This is a genomic window from Stenotrophomonas sp. 704A1 (assembly GCF_030549525.1).
GTDB classification, from domain to species: Bacteria; Pseudomonadota; Gammaproteobacteria; order Xanthomonadales; family Xanthomonadaceae; genus Stenotrophomonas; species Stenotrophomonas tuberculopleuritidis.
This window is the reverse complement of sequence record NZ_CP130831.1, coordinates 3294161-3313570: the sequence shown is the minus strand read 5'-3', so window position 1 is coordinate 3313570 and position 19410 is coordinate 3294161. Positions and strand designations below refer to the sequence as shown.

The 19410-nt window shown below is 69.1% G+C and carries 15 protein-coding genes and 1 tRNA gene; 11 read left to right on the top strand and 5 right to left on the bottom strand.

What is annotated here, in order from left to right; all coding sequences use genetic code 11:
• The first annotated feature begins 10 nt into the window (after positions 1-10).
• The 5 genes from holA (at position 11) to Q5Z10_RS15465 (ending at position 2822) form a co-directional block, all read left to right on the top strand.
• A complete protein-coding gene (gene holA, locus Q5Z10_RS15485) occupies positions 11-1048 on the top strand; it encodes a DNA polymerase III subunit delta (protein ID WP_303636279.1) in 1038 nt (345 codons plus the stop codon).
• A gap of 3 nt (positions 1049-1051) precedes the next feature.
• Entirely contained in the window at positions 1052-1717 is a 666-nt protein-coding gene (nadD, locus tag Q5Z10_RS15480; RefSeq protein ID WP_303636278.1) for a nicotinate-nucleotide adenylyltransferase, read from the top strand.
• Between the two features lie 58 nt (positions 1718-1775).
• Complete coding sequence (gene rsfS / locus Q5Z10_RS15475; protein WP_303636277.1) at positions 1776-2189, top strand: ribosome silencing factor; 414 nt, start codon at positions 1776-1778, stop codon at positions 2187-2189.
• Between the two features lie 63 nt (positions 2190-2252).
• Positions 2253-2723, top strand: a complete 471-nt coding sequence (gene rlmH / locus Q5Z10_RS15470; protein ID WP_019662111.1) for a 23S rRNA (pseudouridine(1915)-N(3))-methyltransferase RlmH — start codon at positions 2253-2255, stop codon at positions 2721-2723.
• Positions 2724-2745: 22 nt separating this feature from the next.
• Positions 2746-2822, top strand: a tRNA-Asn gene (locus Q5Z10_RS15465).
• A gap of 64 nt (positions 2823-2886) precedes the next feature.
• On the opposite strand, the gene Q5Z10_RS15460 is transcribed toward Q5Z10_RS15465, so the two are convergent.
• The 4 genes from Q5Z10_RS15460 to Q5Z10_RS15445 form a co-directional block, all read right to left on the bottom strand.
• The gene (locus Q5Z10_RS15460; protein ID WP_303636276.1) at positions 2887-4308 is read right to left on the bottom strand and encodes a basic amino acid/polyamine antiporter; all 1422 of its coding nucleotides are present in this window, start codon (positions 4306-4308) and stop codon (positions 2887-2889) included.
• 103 nt (positions 4309-4411) lie between these two features.
• Positions 4412-7225: a TonB-dependent receptor gene (locus Q5Z10_RS15455; RefSeq protein ID WP_303636275.1), complete on the bottom strand. Its 2814-nt coding sequence runs from the start codon at positions 7223-7225 to the stop codon at positions 4412-4414.
• A 217-nt stretch (positions 7226-7442) separates the two neighbouring features.
• Positions 7443-8102 carry an energy transducer TonB gene (locus Q5Z10_RS15450; RefSeq protein ID WP_303636274.1) on the bottom strand — a complete coding sequence of 220 codons (660 nt, stop codon included), beginning with the start codon at positions 8100-8102 and terminating at the stop codon, positions 7443-7445.
• 319 nt (positions 8103-8421) lie between these two features.
• A complete protein-coding gene (locus tag Q5Z10_RS15445; RefSeq protein WP_303636273.1) occupies positions 8422-9159 on the bottom strand; it encodes an SIMPL domain-containing protein in 738 nt (245 codons plus the stop codon).
• Positions 9160-9289: 130 nt separating this feature from the next.
• Here Q5Z10_RS15445 and Q5Z10_RS15440 point away from each other — a divergent pair, with 130 nt between their 5' ends.
• From Q5Z10_RS15440 to tldD, 4 genes are all read left to right on the top strand, one after another.
• Entirely contained in the window at positions 9290-9898 is a 609-nt protein-coding gene (locus tag Q5Z10_RS15440) for a Maf family nucleotide pyrophosphatase (protein ID WP_303636272.1), read from the top strand.
• Positions 9891-11378 carry a ribonuclease G gene (gene rng, locus Q5Z10_RS15435; protein WP_303636271.1) on the top strand — a complete coding sequence of 496 codons (1488 nt, stop codon included), beginning with the start codon at positions 9891-9893 and terminating at the stop codon, positions 11376-11378. The genes Q5Z10_RS15440 and rng overlap by 8 nt, the downstream gene beginning before the upstream one ends.
• Before the next feature lie 30 nt (positions 11379-11408).
• Positions 11409-15269 carry a YhdP family protein gene (locus Q5Z10_RS15430; RefSeq protein WP_303636270.1) on the top strand — a complete coding sequence of 1287 codons (3861 nt, stop codon included), beginning with the start codon at positions 11409-11411 and terminating at the stop codon, positions 15267-15269.
• A gap of 63 nt (positions 15270-15332) precedes the next feature.
• On the top strand, positions 15333-16778 hold the full coding sequence (tldD, locus tag Q5Z10_RS15425; protein WP_303636269.1) for a metalloprotease TldD: 1446 nt from the start codon (positions 15333-15335) through the stop codon (positions 16776-16778).
• A 41-nt stretch (positions 16779-16819) separates the two neighbouring features.
• Here tldD and yjgA read toward each other — a convergent pair whose 3' ends face one another.
• On the bottom strand, positions 16820-17410 hold the full coding sequence (gene yjgA, locus Q5Z10_RS15420) for a ribosome biogenesis factor YjgA (RefSeq protein WP_303636268.1): 591 nt from the start codon (positions 17408-17410) through the stop codon (positions 16820-16822).
• 68 nt (positions 17411-17478) lie between these two features.
• On the opposite strand from yjgA, the gene pmbA reads away from it, so the two are divergent.
• Positions 17479-18846, top strand: a complete 1368-nt coding sequence (pmbA, locus tag Q5Z10_RS15415) for a metalloprotease PmbA (RefSeq protein WP_303636267.1) — start codon at positions 17479-17481, stop codon at positions 18844-18846.
• A gap of 87 nt (positions 18847-18933) precedes the next feature.
• Positions 18934-19302 carry a DUF4870 domain-containing protein gene (locus Q5Z10_RS15410; protein ID WP_303636266.1) on the top strand — a complete coding sequence of 123 codons (369 nt, stop codon included), beginning with the start codon at positions 18934-18936 and terminating at the stop codon, positions 19300-19302.
• The last annotated feature ends 108 nt before the right edge of the window (positions 19303-19410 follow it).

Below are 19410 nucleotides of genomic sequence, written 5' to 3'. Positions count from 1 at the left end.
CGGACACCCGATGGAACTGCGACCGGAACAGCTGGCCGGCCAAGCGGCTGATACCGCCCTGGCGCCGGTCTATCTGATCGCCGGCCCGGAAACCCTGCGGGTGCTGGAAGCGGCCGACGCCGTGCGCGCACGCGCGCGGGCGGCCGGTGTCGACGAGCGCGAAGTGTTCGATGCCGATGGACGCGACTTCGACTGGAACCAGCTCGACGCCAGCTTCAATGCACCCAGCCTGTTCAGTGCGCGCCGGCTGGTGGAAGTCCGCCTGCCCAGCGGCAAGCCGGGCAAGGACGGCGCCGAAGTGATCAGCCGGTTCTGCGCCAACCCGGCGCCGGACGTGATCCTGATGATCACCGCCAACGAATGGAGCAAGGCCCACCAGGGCAAGTGGGCCGAGGCGGTCAACCGGGTCGGCGTGCTGTCGGTGGCCTGGGCGATCAAGCCGCACGAACTGCCCGACTGGATCGAGCGCCGGCTGCGCGGCAAGGGACTTCGCGCCGAAGCGGCCGCCGTGCAGCGGCTGGCCGAACGGGTGGAGGGCAATCTGCTGGCTGCGGCGCAGGAAATCGACAAGCTGGCGCTGCTGGCCGATGGCCAGGCCCTGGATGTGGAACGGATGGAGTCGCTGGTTGCCGATGCGGCCCGTTACGACGTGTTCCGCCTGGTGGAGGCCACCTTCTCCGGGCAACCGCAGGCCGTGCTGCGCATGCTGGCCGGCCTGCGCGGCGAGGGCGAGGCGGTCGCCGCGCTGATGCCGATCGTGATCCGCGAACTGCTGGCCGGTGCCGCGCTGGCACGGGTGCAGGCGCGGGGCGGCAACCTCGCGGCCGAAATGAAATCCCGTGGCATCTGGGAATCGCGCCAGGCGCCGTACAAGCGCGCGCTGCAGCGGCACCCGGAGGGCAAGCGCTGGGAGCGCTTCGTCGCCGAAGCCGGGCTGGTCGACCGCATCGCCAAGGGCCGCGCCGACGGCGATGCCTGGCTGGCACTGGAACGCCTGCTGGTGGCGGTGGCCGAGGCGCGTGCCGTGCGCCTGCTCGCCCGGGCCTGATCGATGAGCCTGCGGATCTACTACGGGGGCACCTTCGACCCGGTGCACCTGGGCCATCTGGCGATCGCGCGGGCAGCGCGCGACGAACTGCAGGTCGCGGTGCGCATGCTGCCGGCCGCCGACCCGCCGCACCGTCCGGCGCCTGGCGCCGATGCCGAGCAGCGCTGCACCATGCTGCGGCTGGCCATCGGCGACGAGCCGGGCCTGCTGCTGGACCGGCGCGAGCTGGATCGAGCCGCTCGCTTCCCCGGCCGGCCCTCCTATACCGTGGACACCCTGCGTGAACTGCGCGCCGAACTCGGTCCGAGCCGGCCGCTGGCGTGGCTGGTCGGGGCCGACAGCCTGCTTGGCCTGCCGGCCTGGCATGAATGGCAGGCGCTGTTCGGGCTGGCCCATTTCATCGTTGCCGAGCGCCCCGGCAGCCCGTTGCGGGCCAGTGTCGATGGCGCGCTGGGGCGGGCCACCGAAGGGCGCTGGGCCGACACCGAACAGGCCTTGTTTGCCAGCCCGGCCGGTCGCATCCTGCGCCTGCACCACCCGCTGCGCGAGGAATCGGCCAGCGCCGTGCGCGCCCAGATTGCCGCTGCAGGGCCATGGCGGGCGATGCTGCCGCCGGCGGTGGCCGACTACGTTGCCGGCCAGGGCCTGTACCGCCCGGCCACGCCGTGAATGCCGTTGCGACGTTGTGCCCGTATAATCGCCCCCACGTTTATCGAGTCGATCCGCTTTGAGCAACCAGACCCAGCCCCAGACCATCAAGGTCGATCTGCCCAGCCCGCCGCCGTCCGTGCCGGAGCTGCTGGCCAGCGTCCGCCAAGCCACCGAAGACCTGAAGGCCAAGGACCCGGTCGAGATCGATGTACGCGGCAAGTCCAGCGTCGCCGATTACATGGTGGTCGTTTCGGGTACGTCCACCCGCCATGTGAAGTCGATCGCCGATGAAGTCGTGCGCTTCGCCAAGAACCTCGACGTCATGCCGCTCGGTGTTGAAGGCGAGCGTGAAGCGGAGTGGGTGCTGGTCGACCTGGGCGACGTCATCGTGCACGTGATGCTGCCGCGCGTGCGCGAGTTCTACGCGCTGGAGCGGCTGTGGACCGTCGGCGACCAGCCGCCGTCACGCGACGACGACGAAGTGGCCTGAGCCACGCGTTGATGCACCCTTCGACGGCGCCGATGGCGCCGTCGACGTTTTGGAGGATCGCTGATGAAAGCCCGCCTGATCGCCACCGGTGAGCGCGCGCCCAGCTGGGTCGCGCAGGGCTTCGCCGAATACCAGAAGCGGCTGTCGCACTGGCTGCCGTTCGAACTGGTGGAAATCGAACCCGGCCTGCGCGGCAAGGGCCGCGATCCGCGCCGGGCCACCGAGGACGAGGGCCGGCGGGTGATCGCCGCGCTGCCGAAGAATGCCTATGTGGTGGCGCTGGATGTGCCGGGCCGCCAGCTCAGTTCCGAGCAGCTGGCGCAGCGGCTGGAACACTGGCGCGGGCAGGGCAGGGACCTGGCGTTCCTGATCGGCGGCCCGGAAGGGCATTCGCCGGAGGTCTCCGCATTGGCCGATGAGAAGTGGTCGATCGGGCCGCTGACCCTGCCGCACATGCTGGTGCGCCTGGTCGTTGCCGAGCAGCTGTATCGCGCTGCCGCGATGATTGCCAATCACCCCTACCATCGCGCGTGAAGACTGGTTATACTGTTCGTCTGCCCGAATAGCTCAGCCGGTTAGAGCACTTGACTGTTAATCAGGGGGTCGTTGGTTCGAGTCCAACTTCGGGCGCCACCTTTGAAAACCCGCATCGCGAGATGCGGGTTTTTTTTCGATCGCGGCGCGGCAATGCGCGGCGCTACAGCGCCAGGTGGCCCCGCAGCAACGCGATCAGCGTAGCGATCGCCGCCGCCAGGATCGCGCCGAACAGGACCCACTCCCAGCCGGTGAACACACGTTCGCCCTGCTGGCGCCGGGTCAACGCAAACAGGCCGACACCGGGCACGTACAGCAGTGCCGACAGCAGCAGGTTGTCCAGCCCACCGGCGTAGACCAGCCACAGCGCATAGGTACTGGCCAGCAGCGCGACGATCAGGTCGCGCCAGCGTGCGCCGGGAGTGCCCGGGTATGCATCGCCCTGCCAGGCCAGCTTCGCGCCGAACGCGCTGGACAGGAAATACGGCACCAGGCTCATCGAGGCCGCCAGCAGGACCAGACTGGTGTAGCTGCCCGAGTTGACCAGCACCAGCAGCAGGAACAGCTGGATCAGGCCATTGCTCAACCACAAGGCATTGGCCGGCACGCCGCGCGCGTTCTCGCGGCCAAGGAAGGCCGGCATGGTGCCGTCGCCGGCGGCCGCATACAGCACTTCACCGCACAGCAGCACCCAGGCCAGCAATGCGCCCAGCACCGAGATGATCGAGCCGATGATGATCACCGTGGCGCCCCATTCGCCGACGATGGCACGCAGCACATAGGCCATCGAAGGATTGGGCATGGCGGCCAGTTCGGCCTGCGACAGCACGCCCATCGACAGCAGGCTGACCAGCACCAGCAGCAGCCACACCCCCACGAAACCGATCACGGTGGCGCGGCCGACGTCGGCGCGGCGGGCCGCGCGCCGTGAATAGATGCTGGCCCCTTCGATACCGATGAACACCCAGACCGTCACCAGCATCATGCCGCGCAGCTGCGTGCCCAGATCGCCCAGCGCGGGCGTGCCGAAGAAGTCGGCGCGGAACACCTGCATGCGGAATGCACCGGCGGCCAGCACCAGGAACAGCGCGATGGGGACCAGCTTGGCCACGGTGACCAGGCCGTTGATGATCGCCGCGGTACGCAGCCCGCGCAGCACCAGCAGGTGCACGGTCCACAGCAGCAGCGACGATGCGGCTACCGCGACCGGCGTGTTGTCCTCGCCGAAGGCGGGCAGGAAATGGCCGAGGCCGCTGAAGATGAGCACGAAGAAACTGGTGTTGCCCAGCACCGAGGCAACCCAGTAGCCCCACGCGGCGGAGAAGCCGATGTAGTTGCCGAAGCCGGCGCGCGCGTAGGCGTAGATGCCGGTGTCCAGGTCCGGGCGGCGGTTGGCCAGCGCCTGGAACACGAAGGCCAGCATCAGCATGCCGGCGCCGCTCAGCGCCCAGCCGATCAGTGCCGCGGCCGGGCCGGCACTGCGCGCCACGTTCTGTGGCAGCGAGAAGATGCCGGCACCGACCATCGACCCGACCACCAGGGCGGTCAGGGCGGCCAGGCCAAGGCGTTGCGGGCGAGCCGCCATCTGCCGTTCCTTCGGAGGGGCCTCCATCTTCGCCCCTGCGGTGTGTGCGGAACAACAAAGGCCCGGGCGTGAGCCCGGGCCTCTGCAGGTGACGCGCCTTCGATTACTTGAAGGTGTACTTGGCGCCGACGGTGAAGTAGCGGCCAATCGCGCCGCTGAAGTGCAGCGGGTTGTAGTTGACCGCACCGTAGGTGGTCGGGTCGAGCGGGGCGATGCGGTCGAACACGTTCTGCACCGAGGCGTTCAGCTCGAAGGCATCGGTGATGTTCCAGCGACCGGACAGATCGAAGGTGGTGAAGGACGAGATCTTCTCCACCGGCGTGCCGTCTTCATAGAAGGCCAGGTAGTCGCCACCGCGGCGGTCCTTGTTGTCCATGCTGTCGATGTAGTTCACCACACCGCTGACGCTCCACGGGCCCTGCTTCCAGGTGGTGCCGAAGTTGATCTTGTCCTGCGGCGTACCGATGCAGTTGGTCACATCGCAGTTGCCGTGGGTACCAACGTAATCGACGGTGGTGTCACCCTCGGTACGTTCGAACTTCAGGATGTGGCTCCACTGCAGGTCCATTTCCAGCTGGCCCGGACCGAGGTCGAAGGTCTGGCGCACATCGGTGTCGATACCGCGGACACGCGACGAGTTGGCGTTCACGTACTGGGTGTTGACCGCCAGGATGGTGCCGCTGTTGGCCACGCCGCCGATGTTGTTGCTGTCGCGCAGGACGTTGCCGGCGGCGATCGCGTCAGCGGTGCTGCCCTGGGCGATCTCGTTGGTGCGCTTGATTTCCCAGGCGTCAACGGTCAGCGAGGTGGTCGAGGTCGGCTGCAGCACGATGCCCACCGAGTAGCTCTTGGACTCTTCCGGCTTCAGGCCCGAGTTGGGGCGTGTGATGATCGCCACCGAGCGCGCGGTGCACTCGTTGTCCGGATCGATGGCGCAACGCACCGGATCGCGGGCGTTGGAGAACGCGGCCAGGCCGCCGTCGCCGTTCTCGGCCGGGTTGGGCGCGCGGAAACCTTCGGCGTAGCTGGCACGCAGCGCGATCCAGTCGGCCGGGGTGAACTTCACGCCCAGCTTCGGCGTGGCCTTGCCTTCGCCGCTTTCGTACTTGTCATAGCGCAGTGCGGCAGACAGCTCCAGCTGTTCCAGCACCGGTGCCGACAGTTCGACGTAGCCGGCGTACACGTTCTGGGTGCCGTCGTAGGCCGAGTAGCCCAGGCCGATGATGTCACCCTGGTCGGTGTAGGTCTGCGGGGTCAGGCTGTTGCTGGTCTTGCGCCACTCGGTACCGAAGGCCAGGCCCAGCGGGCCGCCCTTCAGGTCCATCAGGCTGCGCGAGATGGTGAAGTCGAACATGTCCAGGCTGGACTTGGCGCGGGCACTGATGGTCGGCGAGATGTAGTCGTACAGCGCCTGCGAATTCAGGCCGGCGTTGTCGCCGATGCGCCACACGCCGCCGGCGCAGGCCGGGTCACCCAGCGCGCACTGCACGGCGCTGTAGCGCAGGAAGCCGGTGCGCTTGTTGACCAGGTCGGTGCCCGAATGCAGGTAGGCGGTGTCGTAGCTCCACTCGCCCCAGTTGCCCTTTACGCCGACCAGGAAGCGGTTGAACTCGTTGGTGTTGTTGGTCACGCGCGGGCCGACATCCCAGGCCGAGTAGCGCAGGCGCGAGGCCTGGCCCGGAATCGGGTTGTCCGGATGGGTCGGGCTGAGCACCACGGCGCCGTCGCCGCTGCTGGCGTTGACCGGGCCACCGGGGTAGCCCCAGCCGCCGGAGGTGCCCGAGGGCGTATTGCTGAAGATGGTTTCCTTCTTGGAGTAGCCGATCTCGGTGTAGACCTCGCCGCCCTCGCCGAAGGCGAAGCTGGCACGGCCGAACACGTTCACGTACTTCTCTTCCGGGCTCAGGTCGCGGTACTGCTGTGCCGGATCCCACAGGCAGCCCTGTGCCTGAGCGGTGGCGTCGGTCTGGCCGGGAATGGTGGTCAGGCCGGCGCAGCCGGGCAGGGCCACCAGGAAGGCCGGATTTTCATCGTCCACGTTGCGGTCGTCGAACACCGAACCGTTCGGCCCGGTGCCGCCGGCGGTACCGCCGGACAGGTACGCACCGCCCAGGAACTGTGCATCGGCGGCGTCGTAGCCCCAGCGGCGGATATCGCCGGTGCCGATCCACTTGCGGTTCTTGCGGTCACTGATCTTGATCGCGTCGGACTTGCCGACGTCCAGGCTGAAGAATGCGTTCCAGCCATCGGTGGCGAGGTCGCCGGTGCCGGCGGTCAGGGTGGCCTTCTTCGCATCGCCATCGCCATCGCCGGACATGCCGTAGGAGCCACGCAGGATGGCGCCCTGGAAGTCGCTGCGCAGGATGATGTTGACCACGCCGGCGATCGCGTCGGAACCGTAGATCGCCGAAGCGCCGTCCTTCAGCACTTCCACGCGCTCGACGGCGTCGAGCGGGATGGTGCTGAGGTCGGTGAACACCTTCTGGCCATCGTCGGCCAGGCCGTAGGTCGCCATGCGGCGGCCGTTCAACAGCACCAGGGTCGAGCCGGCGCCGAGGCCGCGCAGCGAAATGCCCGCGCCGCCACCGGCGAAGCCGTTGCCGAAGGTCTTGGGAATGGAGCCGGCGCCGTCGGCGGTCAGCGTCTGCAGATACTCGGCGACCGTGGTCTTGCCGGTACGGTCGATTTCCTGGCGGGTCACCACCTGCACCGGCGACGGCGTCTCGGTGTTGGTGCGCGGGATGTTCGAACCGGTGACCGTGATCCGGTCAAGGTTGGTGGCCTGTTCCTGCGCGAATGCGGAAGAGGAAGCCACGGCGCCGGCCAGCAGCAGGGCGCCGCCGGTAAGGATATGGGTGATGGACGATGCCAGGTGGTTATGGCGGCGGCTGGCGGGCCGTTGGATCGGGTGTTTCACAGCTTCTCTCCTGACTGGAAAACTCGAACATTGAGGGCTGTCTCCGGTGTGCCCCGGGACGCGTCAATCTAGGTTTCTGGCAGGTGACGAAGCTGTGAAGTTTTGCTTAATTCGTAACGATTTCCGAACGAGGTCGGAATAAGCGGGCAGATTGGCCCTGTCCACAGCCACTCTGCGTTATAGCCGGCCCGGCGGCTGCCGGGCCGGCTGCGAACGCTCAATCGGGCAACGAGAACTGCACCGGAACCCTGCCGATGGCGGGCACCGCCACCCCGTCACGCTCGGCCGGGACGAAGCGCCAGTGGCGCAGCACCTGCTGGCGGGCGGCCTGGTCCAGGCTGCGCGAGCCGCTGCTGCGCTCGACGCTGACGTTCACCGGCTTGCCACTGGTATCCACCTCGACCCGCAGCAGGACGGTGCCCTGCTCATGGTTGCGCAGGGCCGGGACCGGATAGGCCGGCGGAGGGGCATTGCGGTACTGCAGCTGCACCCCGGCCATTGGCGTGGACGGCGCCACGCTCGGTGCCGTCTGCACGGGGGCCGGTTCGGCTGCGGGCAGGATGATGCCCTGGGCTTCTTCCAGCGTGGCGGTCGGGGCGGGCAGCGGCGGGACCACGGTCGGCGCAGCCTGCGGCTTGGGCACGACCTTGGCGACTTCCGGCTTCGGCTCCACCGGCAACGGCTCCGGCGGCTTCGGCTGTTCCTTGGGAATCAGCCTGACCTCGGTGGTGTCGCGCGGCAGCGCGGTGATGGCCTGGTAGGTCGCGGGGATCAACAGCAACAGCAATGCCAGCAGATGCAGGGCGATGGCCGCGCTCCAGGCGGCGATACGGGCGGGATCGAAGTGCAGGGGTACTACGGGATACGTACGAACCATGGTCCACCTCCATGCCAGTGTCGAAGTCCTCAACGCACCAGGGTCGCGGGTGGGGTTGCCGCACGCGGCTGGCAGCCCATCATTAGCGCGCGGCCTCCACCACTGCCTAGAGGCAGGGGAGGCGCCATTGGGCTGCGCTTCATGAAACGGCAGCGCCAGGCCATGCCCGGCGGAAGAGGCGCGCCGCTGCGCTCGCGGGGCATGGCCCCGCGCTACCCGGGCGGCAGGTGATCGACGGTGCGCCAATGAAAACGGCGCCCCGAAGGGCGCCGCGTGTGTTCTTCCGCTGCGCTCGCGGGGCATGGCCCCGCGCTGCCGGTCAGCGGCCCAGTTCGAACACCACGTCGAGGGTGACCGAGATCGTCGATTCGCCCGGCGCGACCGGGGTGGCCTTGTCCATCGCGGCGCCAGCCGACATCGCCCGCATCATCGGCATCGGGCGGAAGCCGCCGCCGGCGTTCTCGGAGATGCTGACGATGCGGCGCACCTGCAGCCCCAGCGAGCGGGCGTAGGTCTGGGCACGGGCCTGCGCCTTCTTCAGCGCGGCCAGGCGGGCTTCGTCATAGACCGGCTCGGGCTGGTCGATCTCGAACTGCGGGCCATTGATCTGGTTGGCCCCCTGCGCGGCCAGGGCGTCGAGCACCTTGCCCAGCTTGGCGATGTCGCGCACCTTCAGGCTGACCGTGTTGCTGGCCTGGTAGCCGGTGATCTTCGGTGCCTCGTTGTCGGCGTAGCGGTACTGGGGGTTGAGGCTGACGCCGCTGGTCTGCACGTCGCGCTCGGCGATGCCGGCGGCCTTGATCGCGGCCAGGACCTTGTCCATCTGCTGGGCGTTCTGGCGCATCGCGCTGTTGCCGTCGGCGGCCTGGGTGACCACGCCGGCCGACAGGGTGGCCACGTCCGGCACGCGGGTGGCTTCGGCGTTGGCCGAGATGTTCAGCAGGGTGCCTTCGGCCGGGGCGGCGATCGACGGCGACGAAGGGTCAGCGTGGGCGGTCATCGAGGCTCCAAGAGCGAGGGACAGGGCAAGCAGCAGCGGGGTGGCGGTGCGGCGCATGGGATCTCCTTGTTGTGCCGGTGAGGGTGGTGTCGTAGCGATGAACGCGCTGTGAGTCCAGACGGGGTTGCAGGCGTGGCAGGCGGGGTTGCCGACGATTCAGGTGCCGGCCTCAGGTTATGCTGTGCCGATGCTCTATCTTGCTTCCCGCTCCCCCCGACGCAACCAGCTGCTGGCCCGACTCGGACGCCCCTTCCAGGCCCTGGACCTGGAGGTCGTCGAACAGCAGGCGGCCGCTGAAAGCGCCGAACAGTATGTCTGCCGGGTCGCCGCCGACAAGGCGCGCGCTGGCCTGCACCGGGTCCGGGCCGAGGACCCGCAGGCGCGGGTGCTGGGCTCGGATACCGAAGTGGTGCTGGACGGTGAAGTCTTCGGCAAGCCGGCCGATGCCGCCGACGCGCGGGCGATGCTGACGCGGCTGGCCGGGCGCACCCACCAGGTGATGACGGCGGTGGTGGTGGTCGGGCCGGAGGGGGTGGACAGCGAGCTGGTCATTTCCGAGGTCACCTTCGCTGCGATCAGCGCCGCCGACATCGCCGCCTATGTCGCCACCGGTGAGCCGCTGGACAAGGCCGGAGCCTACGCCATCCAGGGCGGTGCCGAACGCTGGATCGAACACCTTTCCGGCAGCTACTCCGGTGTCATGGGGCTGCCGTTGCTGCATACCGATCGTCTGCTGGCGCGCTGCGGCGTGCCGGCCCCCACTGCCGATGCCGCCAGGGAGGCTGCCGATGTCTGAGGAAATCCTGGTCAATGTGACCCCGCGCGAAACCCGGGTCGCGGTGATCGAGAACGGCATGCTGCAGGAGCTGCACATCGAGCGCGGCTGGCGCCGGGGTGTGGTCGGCAACATCTACAAGGGCAAGGTGCAGCGGGTGATGCCGGGCATGCAGGCGGCGTTCGTCGAGGTGGGGCTGGAGCGCGCTGCGTTCCTGCACGCCAATGACGTGGTGCGGCCGGCGCCGGTGGCCAGTGCCGACACCGAGAACACCACCCTGCCGCCGCCGTCCAGCGTTCCCATCGTGGAGCTGCTGCGCGACGGCCAGGACATCGTGGTGCAGGTGGTGAAGGATCCGATCGGTACCAAGGGCGCGCGGCTGACCACGCAGATCAGCATTCCCTCGCGCTACATGGTGCTGCTGCCGCAGTCGAAGGTGGTGGGGGTTTCGGCCCGCATCGAGGACGAAGGCGAGCGCGCGCGGCTGAAGGCGCTGGTGACCGAACTGTCGGCCCAGCACGGCGGCTACGGCTACATCGTGCGCACCAACGCCGAAGGCCAGCCGGCCGAGGCCATCGCCGAGGACATCGCCTACCTGTCGCGGGTGTGGAACGTGGTCGAGCGGCGGGGCCGCGAAGCACCCTCGTGCAGCAACATCTACGAAGACCTGAGCCTGCCGCTGCGGTCGGTGCGCGACCTGATCCGCAAGGACGTGGACAAGGTCAAGGTGGATTCGAAGGAGACTTTCGCCCAGCTGCAGGCCTTCGTGGCCAAGTACATGCCGGTGCTGGCCGAGAAGCTGGAACTGTATTCGGGGGATCGCCCGATCTTCGACATGTTCGGGGTGGAGGATGAGATCGGCCGCGCGCTGGACAAGCAGGTTCCGCTGAAATCCGGCGGCTACCTGGTGATCGACCAGACCGAGGCGATGACCACCATCGACGTCAACACCGGGTCGTTCCTGGGCCAGCGCAACCTGGAAGAGACCGTGTTCCGCACCAACCTGGAGGCCGCGCAGGCGGTGGCCAGGCAGCTGCGCCTGCGCAACCTCGGCGGCATCATCATCATCGACTTCATCGACATGGACGATGCCGAGCACCGCCGCCAGGTGCTGCGCACGCTGGAAAAGGCGCTGGCCCGCGACCATGCCAAGACCACGGTGTACGACTTCTCGCCGCTGGGCCTGGTGGAGATGACCCGCAAGCGCACCGTGGAAAGCCTGGAGCGCCAGCTGTCGGAAACCTGCCCGCAGTGCAGTGGCCGCGGCACGATCAAGACCACCGAGACGGTGACCTACGAAATCTTCCGTGAGATCACCCGTGCGGTGCGCCAGTTCGATGCGGCGCGCCTGCTGGTGATCGCCTCGAGCAAGGTGGTGGCGCGGATCACCGACGAGGAATCGTCGGCGGTGGCCGAGCTGGAGGAGTTTCTCGGCAAGAGCATCCGCTTCCAGGCCGATGAGCAGTACCTGCAGGAGCAGTTCGATGTTGTTCTGCTCTGAGCCGGGCCGGGCGTCTTTGCACGGTGGGCGATGAGCGCGCCGCCGCGCCTGCGACTGCGAAGGATCCGCCGTCATCTCATCGCCGCATGCGCGGTTGGCCTGGTCGGGCTGGCGCTGCTGGTGGGCACCCTCAGCCAGCTGCTGCCGCTGGCTGAGCGGCATCCGGAGCGGATCGCCGCGTGGCTGAGCGAACGCGCCGGCCAGCCGGTGCGCTTTGAACGTCTGGACACCGCCTGGACCCGGCGCGGCCCGCTGCTGCAGTTGACCGGGCTGCGCATCGGCGCCGGCCCGGGACTGGCGATCGGCGATGCCGAGGTGCTGGTCTCGATGTACAGCGGCCTGCTGCCGGGCCGGTCGCTGACCGAGCTGCGCCTGCGCGGGCTGGCGCTGGACCTGCAGCAGGCCGCCGATGGCCGCTGGACGGTGCGTGGCCTGCCGCGTTCCAGCACCGGCGGCGATCCGCTGGACGCGCTGCGCCGGCTGGGCGAACTGCAGGTGATCGGCGGCCGGCTGGGCGTGCACGCGCCGCAGCTGGGCATCGATGCCACGCTGCCGCGCATCGATCTGCGCCTGCGCGTGGACGGCGAGCGCCTGCGGGTGGGCGTGCGCGCCTGGGCCCAGGCCCAGGCGCTGCCGCTGACCGCCGTGCTGGACCTGGACCGCAAGCGCGGCAACGGCCAGGCCTGGCTGGGGGCCGATCCGATCGATTTCCACGCCTGGGCGCCGTTGCTGGCCGCCGGCGGCATACGCCTGCGCGAGGGCAAGGGTGAACTGAACCTGTGGCTGACGCTGCGTGATTTCGCGCCGATCGCCCTGACCACCGATTCGGACCTGCGCGATCTGCGCATCGAGGGCGCACCGATGCCGGGCATTGCCCGCCCGGACCTGACCCTGCAGCGCGTGCAGGCGCGCCTGCGCTGGCAGCGTGTGGCCGACGGCTGGACGCTGCAGGTGCCGCGCCTGCGCCTGCAGGCCGATGGCCGCCAGCAGCAGCTGGACGGCCTGCACCTGCAGCTGGGCAGGCAGCTGCAGGTACAGGCCGCTGCGGCACAGGCGGGTACCGCACTGCGCGCGCTGTCGCTGAGTGACCGCCTGGCGCCGGGCCTGCGTCGCTGGCTGTACCTGGCCAGGCCACAGCTGGACGTGGGCGGCCTGCAGCTGCGCGGCCAGCGTGACGGGCCGCTGTGGGCGCAGGGCGAACTGCAGGCGCTGGGCTTTGCCAGCGTCGGCAACGCGCCGGGCCTGCGCGGCCTGGCCGGCCGATTCGAGGGCGATGCCGAAGGGTTCAGCCTGCAGCTGCAGCCGCAGCGCCAGTTGCAGTTCGACTGGCCGACCGGGTTCGGCGTGCGCCACGACCTGCACCTGGCCGGGCAGATCGTAGGCTGGAAGGACGAAGCCGGTGGCTGGCGCATCGGCACCCCGGCGATGCGCGTGGAAGGCACCGACTACGCCGCCGACGTACGCGGCGGCCTCTGGTTCCAGGGCGATGGCACGCGGCCGTGGATGCAGCTGGCGGCGAAGCTGGACGATGTGCCGATGACGGCGGCCAAGCGTTTCTGGATCCATTCCAAGATGAGCAAGGGCGCCACCGACTGGCTGGACATGGCGCTGGCCGGCGGCCAGGTGCGCAATGGCATCGGCCTGGTCAGTGGCGACCTCGACAACTGGCCGTTCGACGACAACGATGGCCGCTTCGAGGCCACCGGTCACATCACCCAGGGCGATATCCGGTTCCAGCACGATTGGCCGCTGATGCGACAGGTCGACGCCGATGTCGCCTTCATCGGGCCCGGCTTCCACATGCAGGGCCGGGGCGACCTGGCCGGGGTGGCGGTGCAGCGGTTCGACGCCGGCATCCAGGATTTCGGCCAGCAGCCGTTGTACGTGCGCGCCGACAGCCAGGGCGATGCCGGCAAGCTGCTGGCGATGCTGCGGCAGAGCCCACTGCACCGGGAGTACGGCGATACGCTGGACAACCTGGCTGCCAGCGGCCCGGCGAACGTGCATTTCGACCTGCTGCAGCCGCTGCGCCACGGCCAGGGCGGCGGGCACCTGCAGGGCACGGTGGACCTGGGCGGCCTGAAGCTGGTCGACAAGCGCTTCCAGCTGGAGTTCGACGGCATGCGCGGGCAGGCGCGCTACAGCAACGGCGGCTTCGCGGCCGAGGACCTGGCCGTACGCCACCTCGGTCAGGACGGCCGGCTGAGCCTGCGCGCCGGCGGCTTCGTGCGCGACCCGAAGCTGGCCTTCGAATCGACGCTGGCGGCCACCCTGGACGCCGGGGTGCTGATCGACCGCGCTCCGGAAATGGCCTGGCTCAAGCCGTACATCAACGGCACCTCGCCGTGGACGATCGCGGTCAACCTGCCCAAGGTCGCGCCGGGTGCGCCGGCACCGCCCAGCGAGCTGCGCCTGCACTCGGATCTGGTCGGGACCCGCCTGGATCTGCCGGCACCACTGCGGAAGCCGGCCGCCGAACCGTTGCCGACCACGGTGGCCGCGCAGCTGCCGATGGGCGCCGGGCGCATCGACGTGGCCTTCGGCCAGCGCCTGGCGCTGGCCGCACGCAGCCACAACAACCAGACCGGTGTGCAGGTGACCCTGGGCAGCGGCCAGGTCGACCGCGATCCGCCGCCCAGCGGGCTGACCATCAACGGCCGCAGCCCGACCCTGGATGCGCTGGAATGGATCGGCCTGGCCCGTGGCGCCGGCGGCGATGGCGATCCGATGCCGTTGCGCGCGGTGGACGTGCAGGTGGCGCAGCTGATGCTGATCGGCGGCGTGTTCGAACAGACCCGGCTGCAGCTGCGCCCGGGACCGCAGGCGCTGGACGTGCGCCTGGAGGGGCCCTCGCTGGCCGGCCGCCTGAGCGTGCCCAATGCCGAGGGCGGCACCATCAGCGGCCAGCTGGACCGGGTGCACTGGCAGTCGCTGCCAACCGTTCCCGGCGCGGCCGCGGCACCGGCACGGGTGCAGGCCGGTGCCGATGACATGAACCCGGCCACGCTGCCCGCGTTCGCGCTGGACATCGCCGATCTCACCTTCGGCAAGGTCGTGCTGGGCCAGGCCGTGCTGCGCACGCGCCCGCTGTCGGGCGGCCTGAGCGTGGAGGAACTGCGCTTCCGCGCGCCCGACCAGGAGATCGACATCCGCGGTCGCTGGCTGGGCAAGGGCGCGGGTTCACGCACCGAACTGAACGCGCAGATCCGCAGTGAGGACCTGGGCGGGCTGCTGCAGAACCTCGATTACGGCGGCCAGCTGCGCGGCGGTTCCGGTCATGCCCAGCTGCAGGCGGCGTGGCCGGGCGGCCCGTCGGATTTCCAGCTGGGCAACCTGCAGGGTCACCTGGACGTCGACGCGCGCAACGGCCAGCTGCTGGAACTGGAGCCCGGCGCTGGACGGGTACTGGGCCTGCTCAGCGTGGCCCAGCTGCCGCGGCGCCTGATGTTCGACTTCCGCGACTTCTTCTCCAAGGGCTTCGCCTTCAACCAGGTGCAGGGCGGGGTGCAGTTCGGCGATGGCATGGCCCGCACCGACAGGGTCCTTATCGAAGGCCCGGCGGCCAACATCACCATCCGTGGCCAGGCCGACCTGCGCCGCCAGCAGTTCGACCAGACCATCGACGTCAACCCGCGCGCGGGCAACCTGCTGACCGTGGTCGGCGCGGTGGCCGGTGGTCCGGTGGGCGCAGCGCTGGGGGCGGCTACCAATGCGGTATTGTCCAAGCCGCTGGGCGAGATCGGTGCCCGGACCTACAAGGTGACCGGCCCGTGGAAGGAGCCCAAGGTGGAAGTGATCGAACGCAGCCGCGAGCGCGCGCCACCCCCTGCGCCACGCGGCCCGGCGCCGGTGGTGCCGCCGACCGTCACCGACCTGCCGCGCACGCGCTGAGCGTGGTCCCGCGGTTTTCCCGGCGGCCTTGCCTGGCCGCCTTCACACCCCCAGATCGAGACCATGACTGATACCGCCCTGACGCTTGCCCAAGACCGCCTGTTGCGCCCTGGTGGCCTCGATACCGCTGGCCTGGAGCGCACCTTCGGGCAGCTGTTGGGCCCTGGCGTGGACTTCGGCGATCTGTACTTCCAGCACGCCCGGCGCGAGAGCTGGAGCGTGGAGGACGGCATCGTCAAGGACGGCGCCCATTCCATCGAACAGGGCGTGGGCGTGCGTGCGATCGCCGGCGAGAAGACCGGCTTCGCCTACTCCGATGACATCCACGCCGACGCGCTGCTGACCGCCGCGCAGTCGGCACGGGCGATCTCGCGCGAAGGCGGGGCCCAGTCCGGGCGCTCGCTGCTGCGTGGCGATGCGCGGGTGCTGTACCCGGCGCTGGATCCGATCGACGGCATCGGCAACGAGGCCAAGGTCGAAGTGCTCAAGCGCCTGGACGGGTATCTGCGCGCGGCCGACCCGCGCGTGAAGCAGGTGATGGTCAGCCTGTCCGGTGGCGTGGACACCGTGCTGGTGGCGCGCACCGACGGCGTGCTGGGTGCCGACGTGCGCCCGCTGGTGCGGCTGAACGTGCAGGTGATCGTCGAGCAGAACGGGCGCCGCGAATCCGGTTACGCCGGTGGCGGTGGCCGCTATGGCTACGACCAGCTGTTCGCCGACGGCCGCCCCGAAGCGTTCGCCCGCGAAGCGCTGCGGCAGGCCCTGGTGAACCTGGACGCGGTGCCGGCGCCGGCCGGGGTGATGCCGGTGGTGCTGGGCCCGGGCTGGCCGGGCGTACTGCTGCACGAAGCGGTCGGCCATGGCCTGGAAGGCGACTTCAACCGCAAGGGCACCAGCGTCTATGCCGGCCGCATCGGTGAACGCGTGGCGGCGCCGGGCGTGACCATCGTCGACGACGGTACGCTGGACGGGCGCCGCGGTTCGCTCAACATCGATGACGAAGGCCACCCGAGCCAGTGCACCACGCTGATCGAGGACGGCATCCTGGTCGGTTACATGCAGGACAGCCTCAACGCCCGCCTGATGGGCGTGGCGCCGACCGGCAACGGCCGTCGCGAATCGTTCGCGCACATGACCATGCCGCGCATGACCAACACCTACATGCGCGCCGGCCAGCACGACCCGCAGGAAATGATCCGTTCGGTGAAGAAGGGCCTGTACGCCGTCAACTTCGGTGGCGGCCAGGTCGACATCACCAGCGGCAAGTACGTGTTCTCGGCCACCGAGGCCTACCTGATCGAAGATGGCCGGATCACCGCACCGGTGAAGGGCGCCACCCTGATCGGCAACGGCCCGGAAACCATGCAGAAGGTGCGCATGGTCGGCAACGACCTGGCCCTGGACGAAGGCGTTGGCATCTGCGGCAAGGACGGGCAGAGCGTGCCGGTCGGTGTCGGCCAGCCCTCGCTGCTGATCGAGGGCATCACCGTCGGCGGTACCCAGGCCTGAGCACGGCGATGGCCGCCGCCACCGCCACGCCCGGCGGGGACTCAGTCCTCGTCGCTGGCGTCGGCCGCGTCGTCGGCCTCGACGTCGTCAGCGCCGGCCTTCAGGCCCAGCGCCGCCGGCAGCATCAGCGCACGCAGCACCTGGAAGATCTCGCGGTAGGCCCGCGGCGGCTTGTTCCTGGCCTTTTCGGCCTGGGCATTGCGGACCAGCGTGCGCAGCTGCTGGCGGTCGGCCTGCGGGTAGTCGTCGAGCAATGCGGCCAGCGCCTTGTCGCCCTCGGCAAGCAGGCGCTCACGCCAGTCTTCGACGCGGTGCATCATCGCCACTTCGCGGCGACCGGTTTCACTGTTGGCATCCAGCGCATCGCGGATGGCGTCCAGCGTGGCGTCCTCTTCGCGGCGCATGTGCTTGGCCAGGAACGCCAGCTGCCGCTTGTGGGCGATATGGGCCGTGATCCGCTTGCACTCGGCGATGTGCGGCAGCAGGTCCTCGGGGATCGGCAGGCGCGCCAGCTGGGCCGGAGTGAGCGACACCAGCTTTTCGCCCAGGGCCAGGACGTCGAGCGCGTCGCGCCGGTTCTGGCTGCGGCTCTTGTCGTGGAATTCACCGGTTTCTTCGTCGCGTCCGCGCATCGTCCCTACCTGATTTCTAAAAAAGTCGCCCGGCGTGATGCCGGGCCCAACCTGTACAGGATAAAGCATTGAACGTGATCGCCCCTGAAGTCGCCGTCGGCGACGACAGCCCGGCCCGGCTGGAACGGCTGGCCGACATCTCCCAGCAGCTGCTGGAGCAGGCCCGCGCGCTGGGCGCCAGCCAGGCCGAAGTGAGCTGCAGCGAAGACCGTGGGCTGGAGGTCAACGTTCGCCTGGGCGAGGTCGAGACCGTGCAATCCACCCGCGACCGCGGCATCGCCGTGACGGTCTACTTCGGGCAGCGCAAGGGCAGTGCCAGCACCGCCGATCTGAACCCGGCCAGCCTGGCGGCCACGGTCGAGCAGGCCTGCGCGATCGCCCGCCACACCGAGGACGATCCGGCCGCCGGCCTGGCCGACGCCGCGCTGATGGCCCGGGACTTTCCCGAGCTGGACGGCTGGCACCCGTGGGCGCTGCAGGCCGATGAGGCGGTGGACCTGGCGCTGGCCTGCGAGTCTGCCGGCCGCGAGGCCGATGCGCAGATCCGCAATTCCGATGGCGCCTCGGTATCGAGCATGCAGAGCGTGTCGGTCTACGCCAATTCGCATGGCTTCATCGGCCGCGAGCGCGGCACCCACCATTCGATCGGCTGTGCGCTGATCGCCGGGACCGGCGATGGCATGCAGCGCGACGGCTGGTACACCGGCGCACTTGCCCGTGAAGACCTGGAGGACCCGGCCAGCGTCGGCCGCCGCGCCGCCGAGCGTACGGTCGCCCGCCTGCAGCCGCGCTCGCTGTCGACCGGCAGCATGCCGGTCCTGTTCGCCCCGGAAGTGGCGCGCAGCCTGGTCGGCCACCTGCTGTCGGCGGTGTCCGGCGGTGCGCTGTACCGCCAGGCCAGCTTCCTGCTGGACAGCGTGGGCCAGCAGCTGTTCCCGGACTGGATGCAGATCGAAGAGCTGCCACACCTGCGCCGTGGCCTGCGCTCGGCGGCATTCGATGGCGATGGCGTGGCGACCCGGGCCTCGGCCCTGGTCAGCGACGGGGTGCTGCAGCGCTATGTGCTGGGCTGCTACTCGGCGCGCAAGCTGGGCCTGCAGACCACCGCCAACGCCGGCGGCGTGCACAACCTGCAGCTGGCCGCCAACGCCGGTACGCTGCAGGACATCGCCGCGCAGATGGGCGACGGCCTGCTGGTGACCGAACTGATGGGGCAGGGCGTGAACGGGGTGACCGGCGACTACTCGCGCGGCGCCGGCGGTTTCCGCATCGAGAACGGCCAGATCCAGTATCCGGTCGATGGCATCACCATCGCCGGCAACCTGCGCGAGATGTTCGCCCGGATCGAGGCGGTGGGCAGCGACGTCGACCCGCGCTCGCACATCCGCACCGGCTCGATCCTGGTCGGGCGGATGACCATCGCCGGTAATGATTGATGCCATTGATGGCGTAAGCTATGCGCGCCTGACGCAGCCAGCTTGGTGCTGGTGGGTCAAGACCACCCAATGAAAAGGAGTTTTGTCGTGAGCGAATTCGATAACGTCCCGCCGCCGGTGACCACCGATGTGCCGGCCGACCAGCGCACCATGGCCCTGGCAGCGCATCTGCTGGGCATCTTCACCGGCTTCATCGGCGCGCTGATCATCTGGCTGATCAACAAGGATGATGCTGCCAAGTCGTTCGTCACCGACCAGGCCAAGGAAGCCCTGAACTTCCAGATCACCGTGACCATCGCCATGGTCATCAGCATCCTCCTGATGATCGTGATCATCGGCGGCATCCTGGCCCCGATCGTCGGCATCATCAACCTGGTGTTCTGCATCATCGCAGCGGTCAAGGCCAACAACGGTGAAGCGTACCGCTACCCGTTCGCGCTGCGCCTGATCAAGTAAGACCGGCTGCACGCTGGAACGAAAACGCCCGGCATTGCCGGGCGTTTTTCTTGCCTGGCGGTAGCGCCGGGCCATGACCGGTGAGCGCGCAGTGCGGCAGCACCAGCG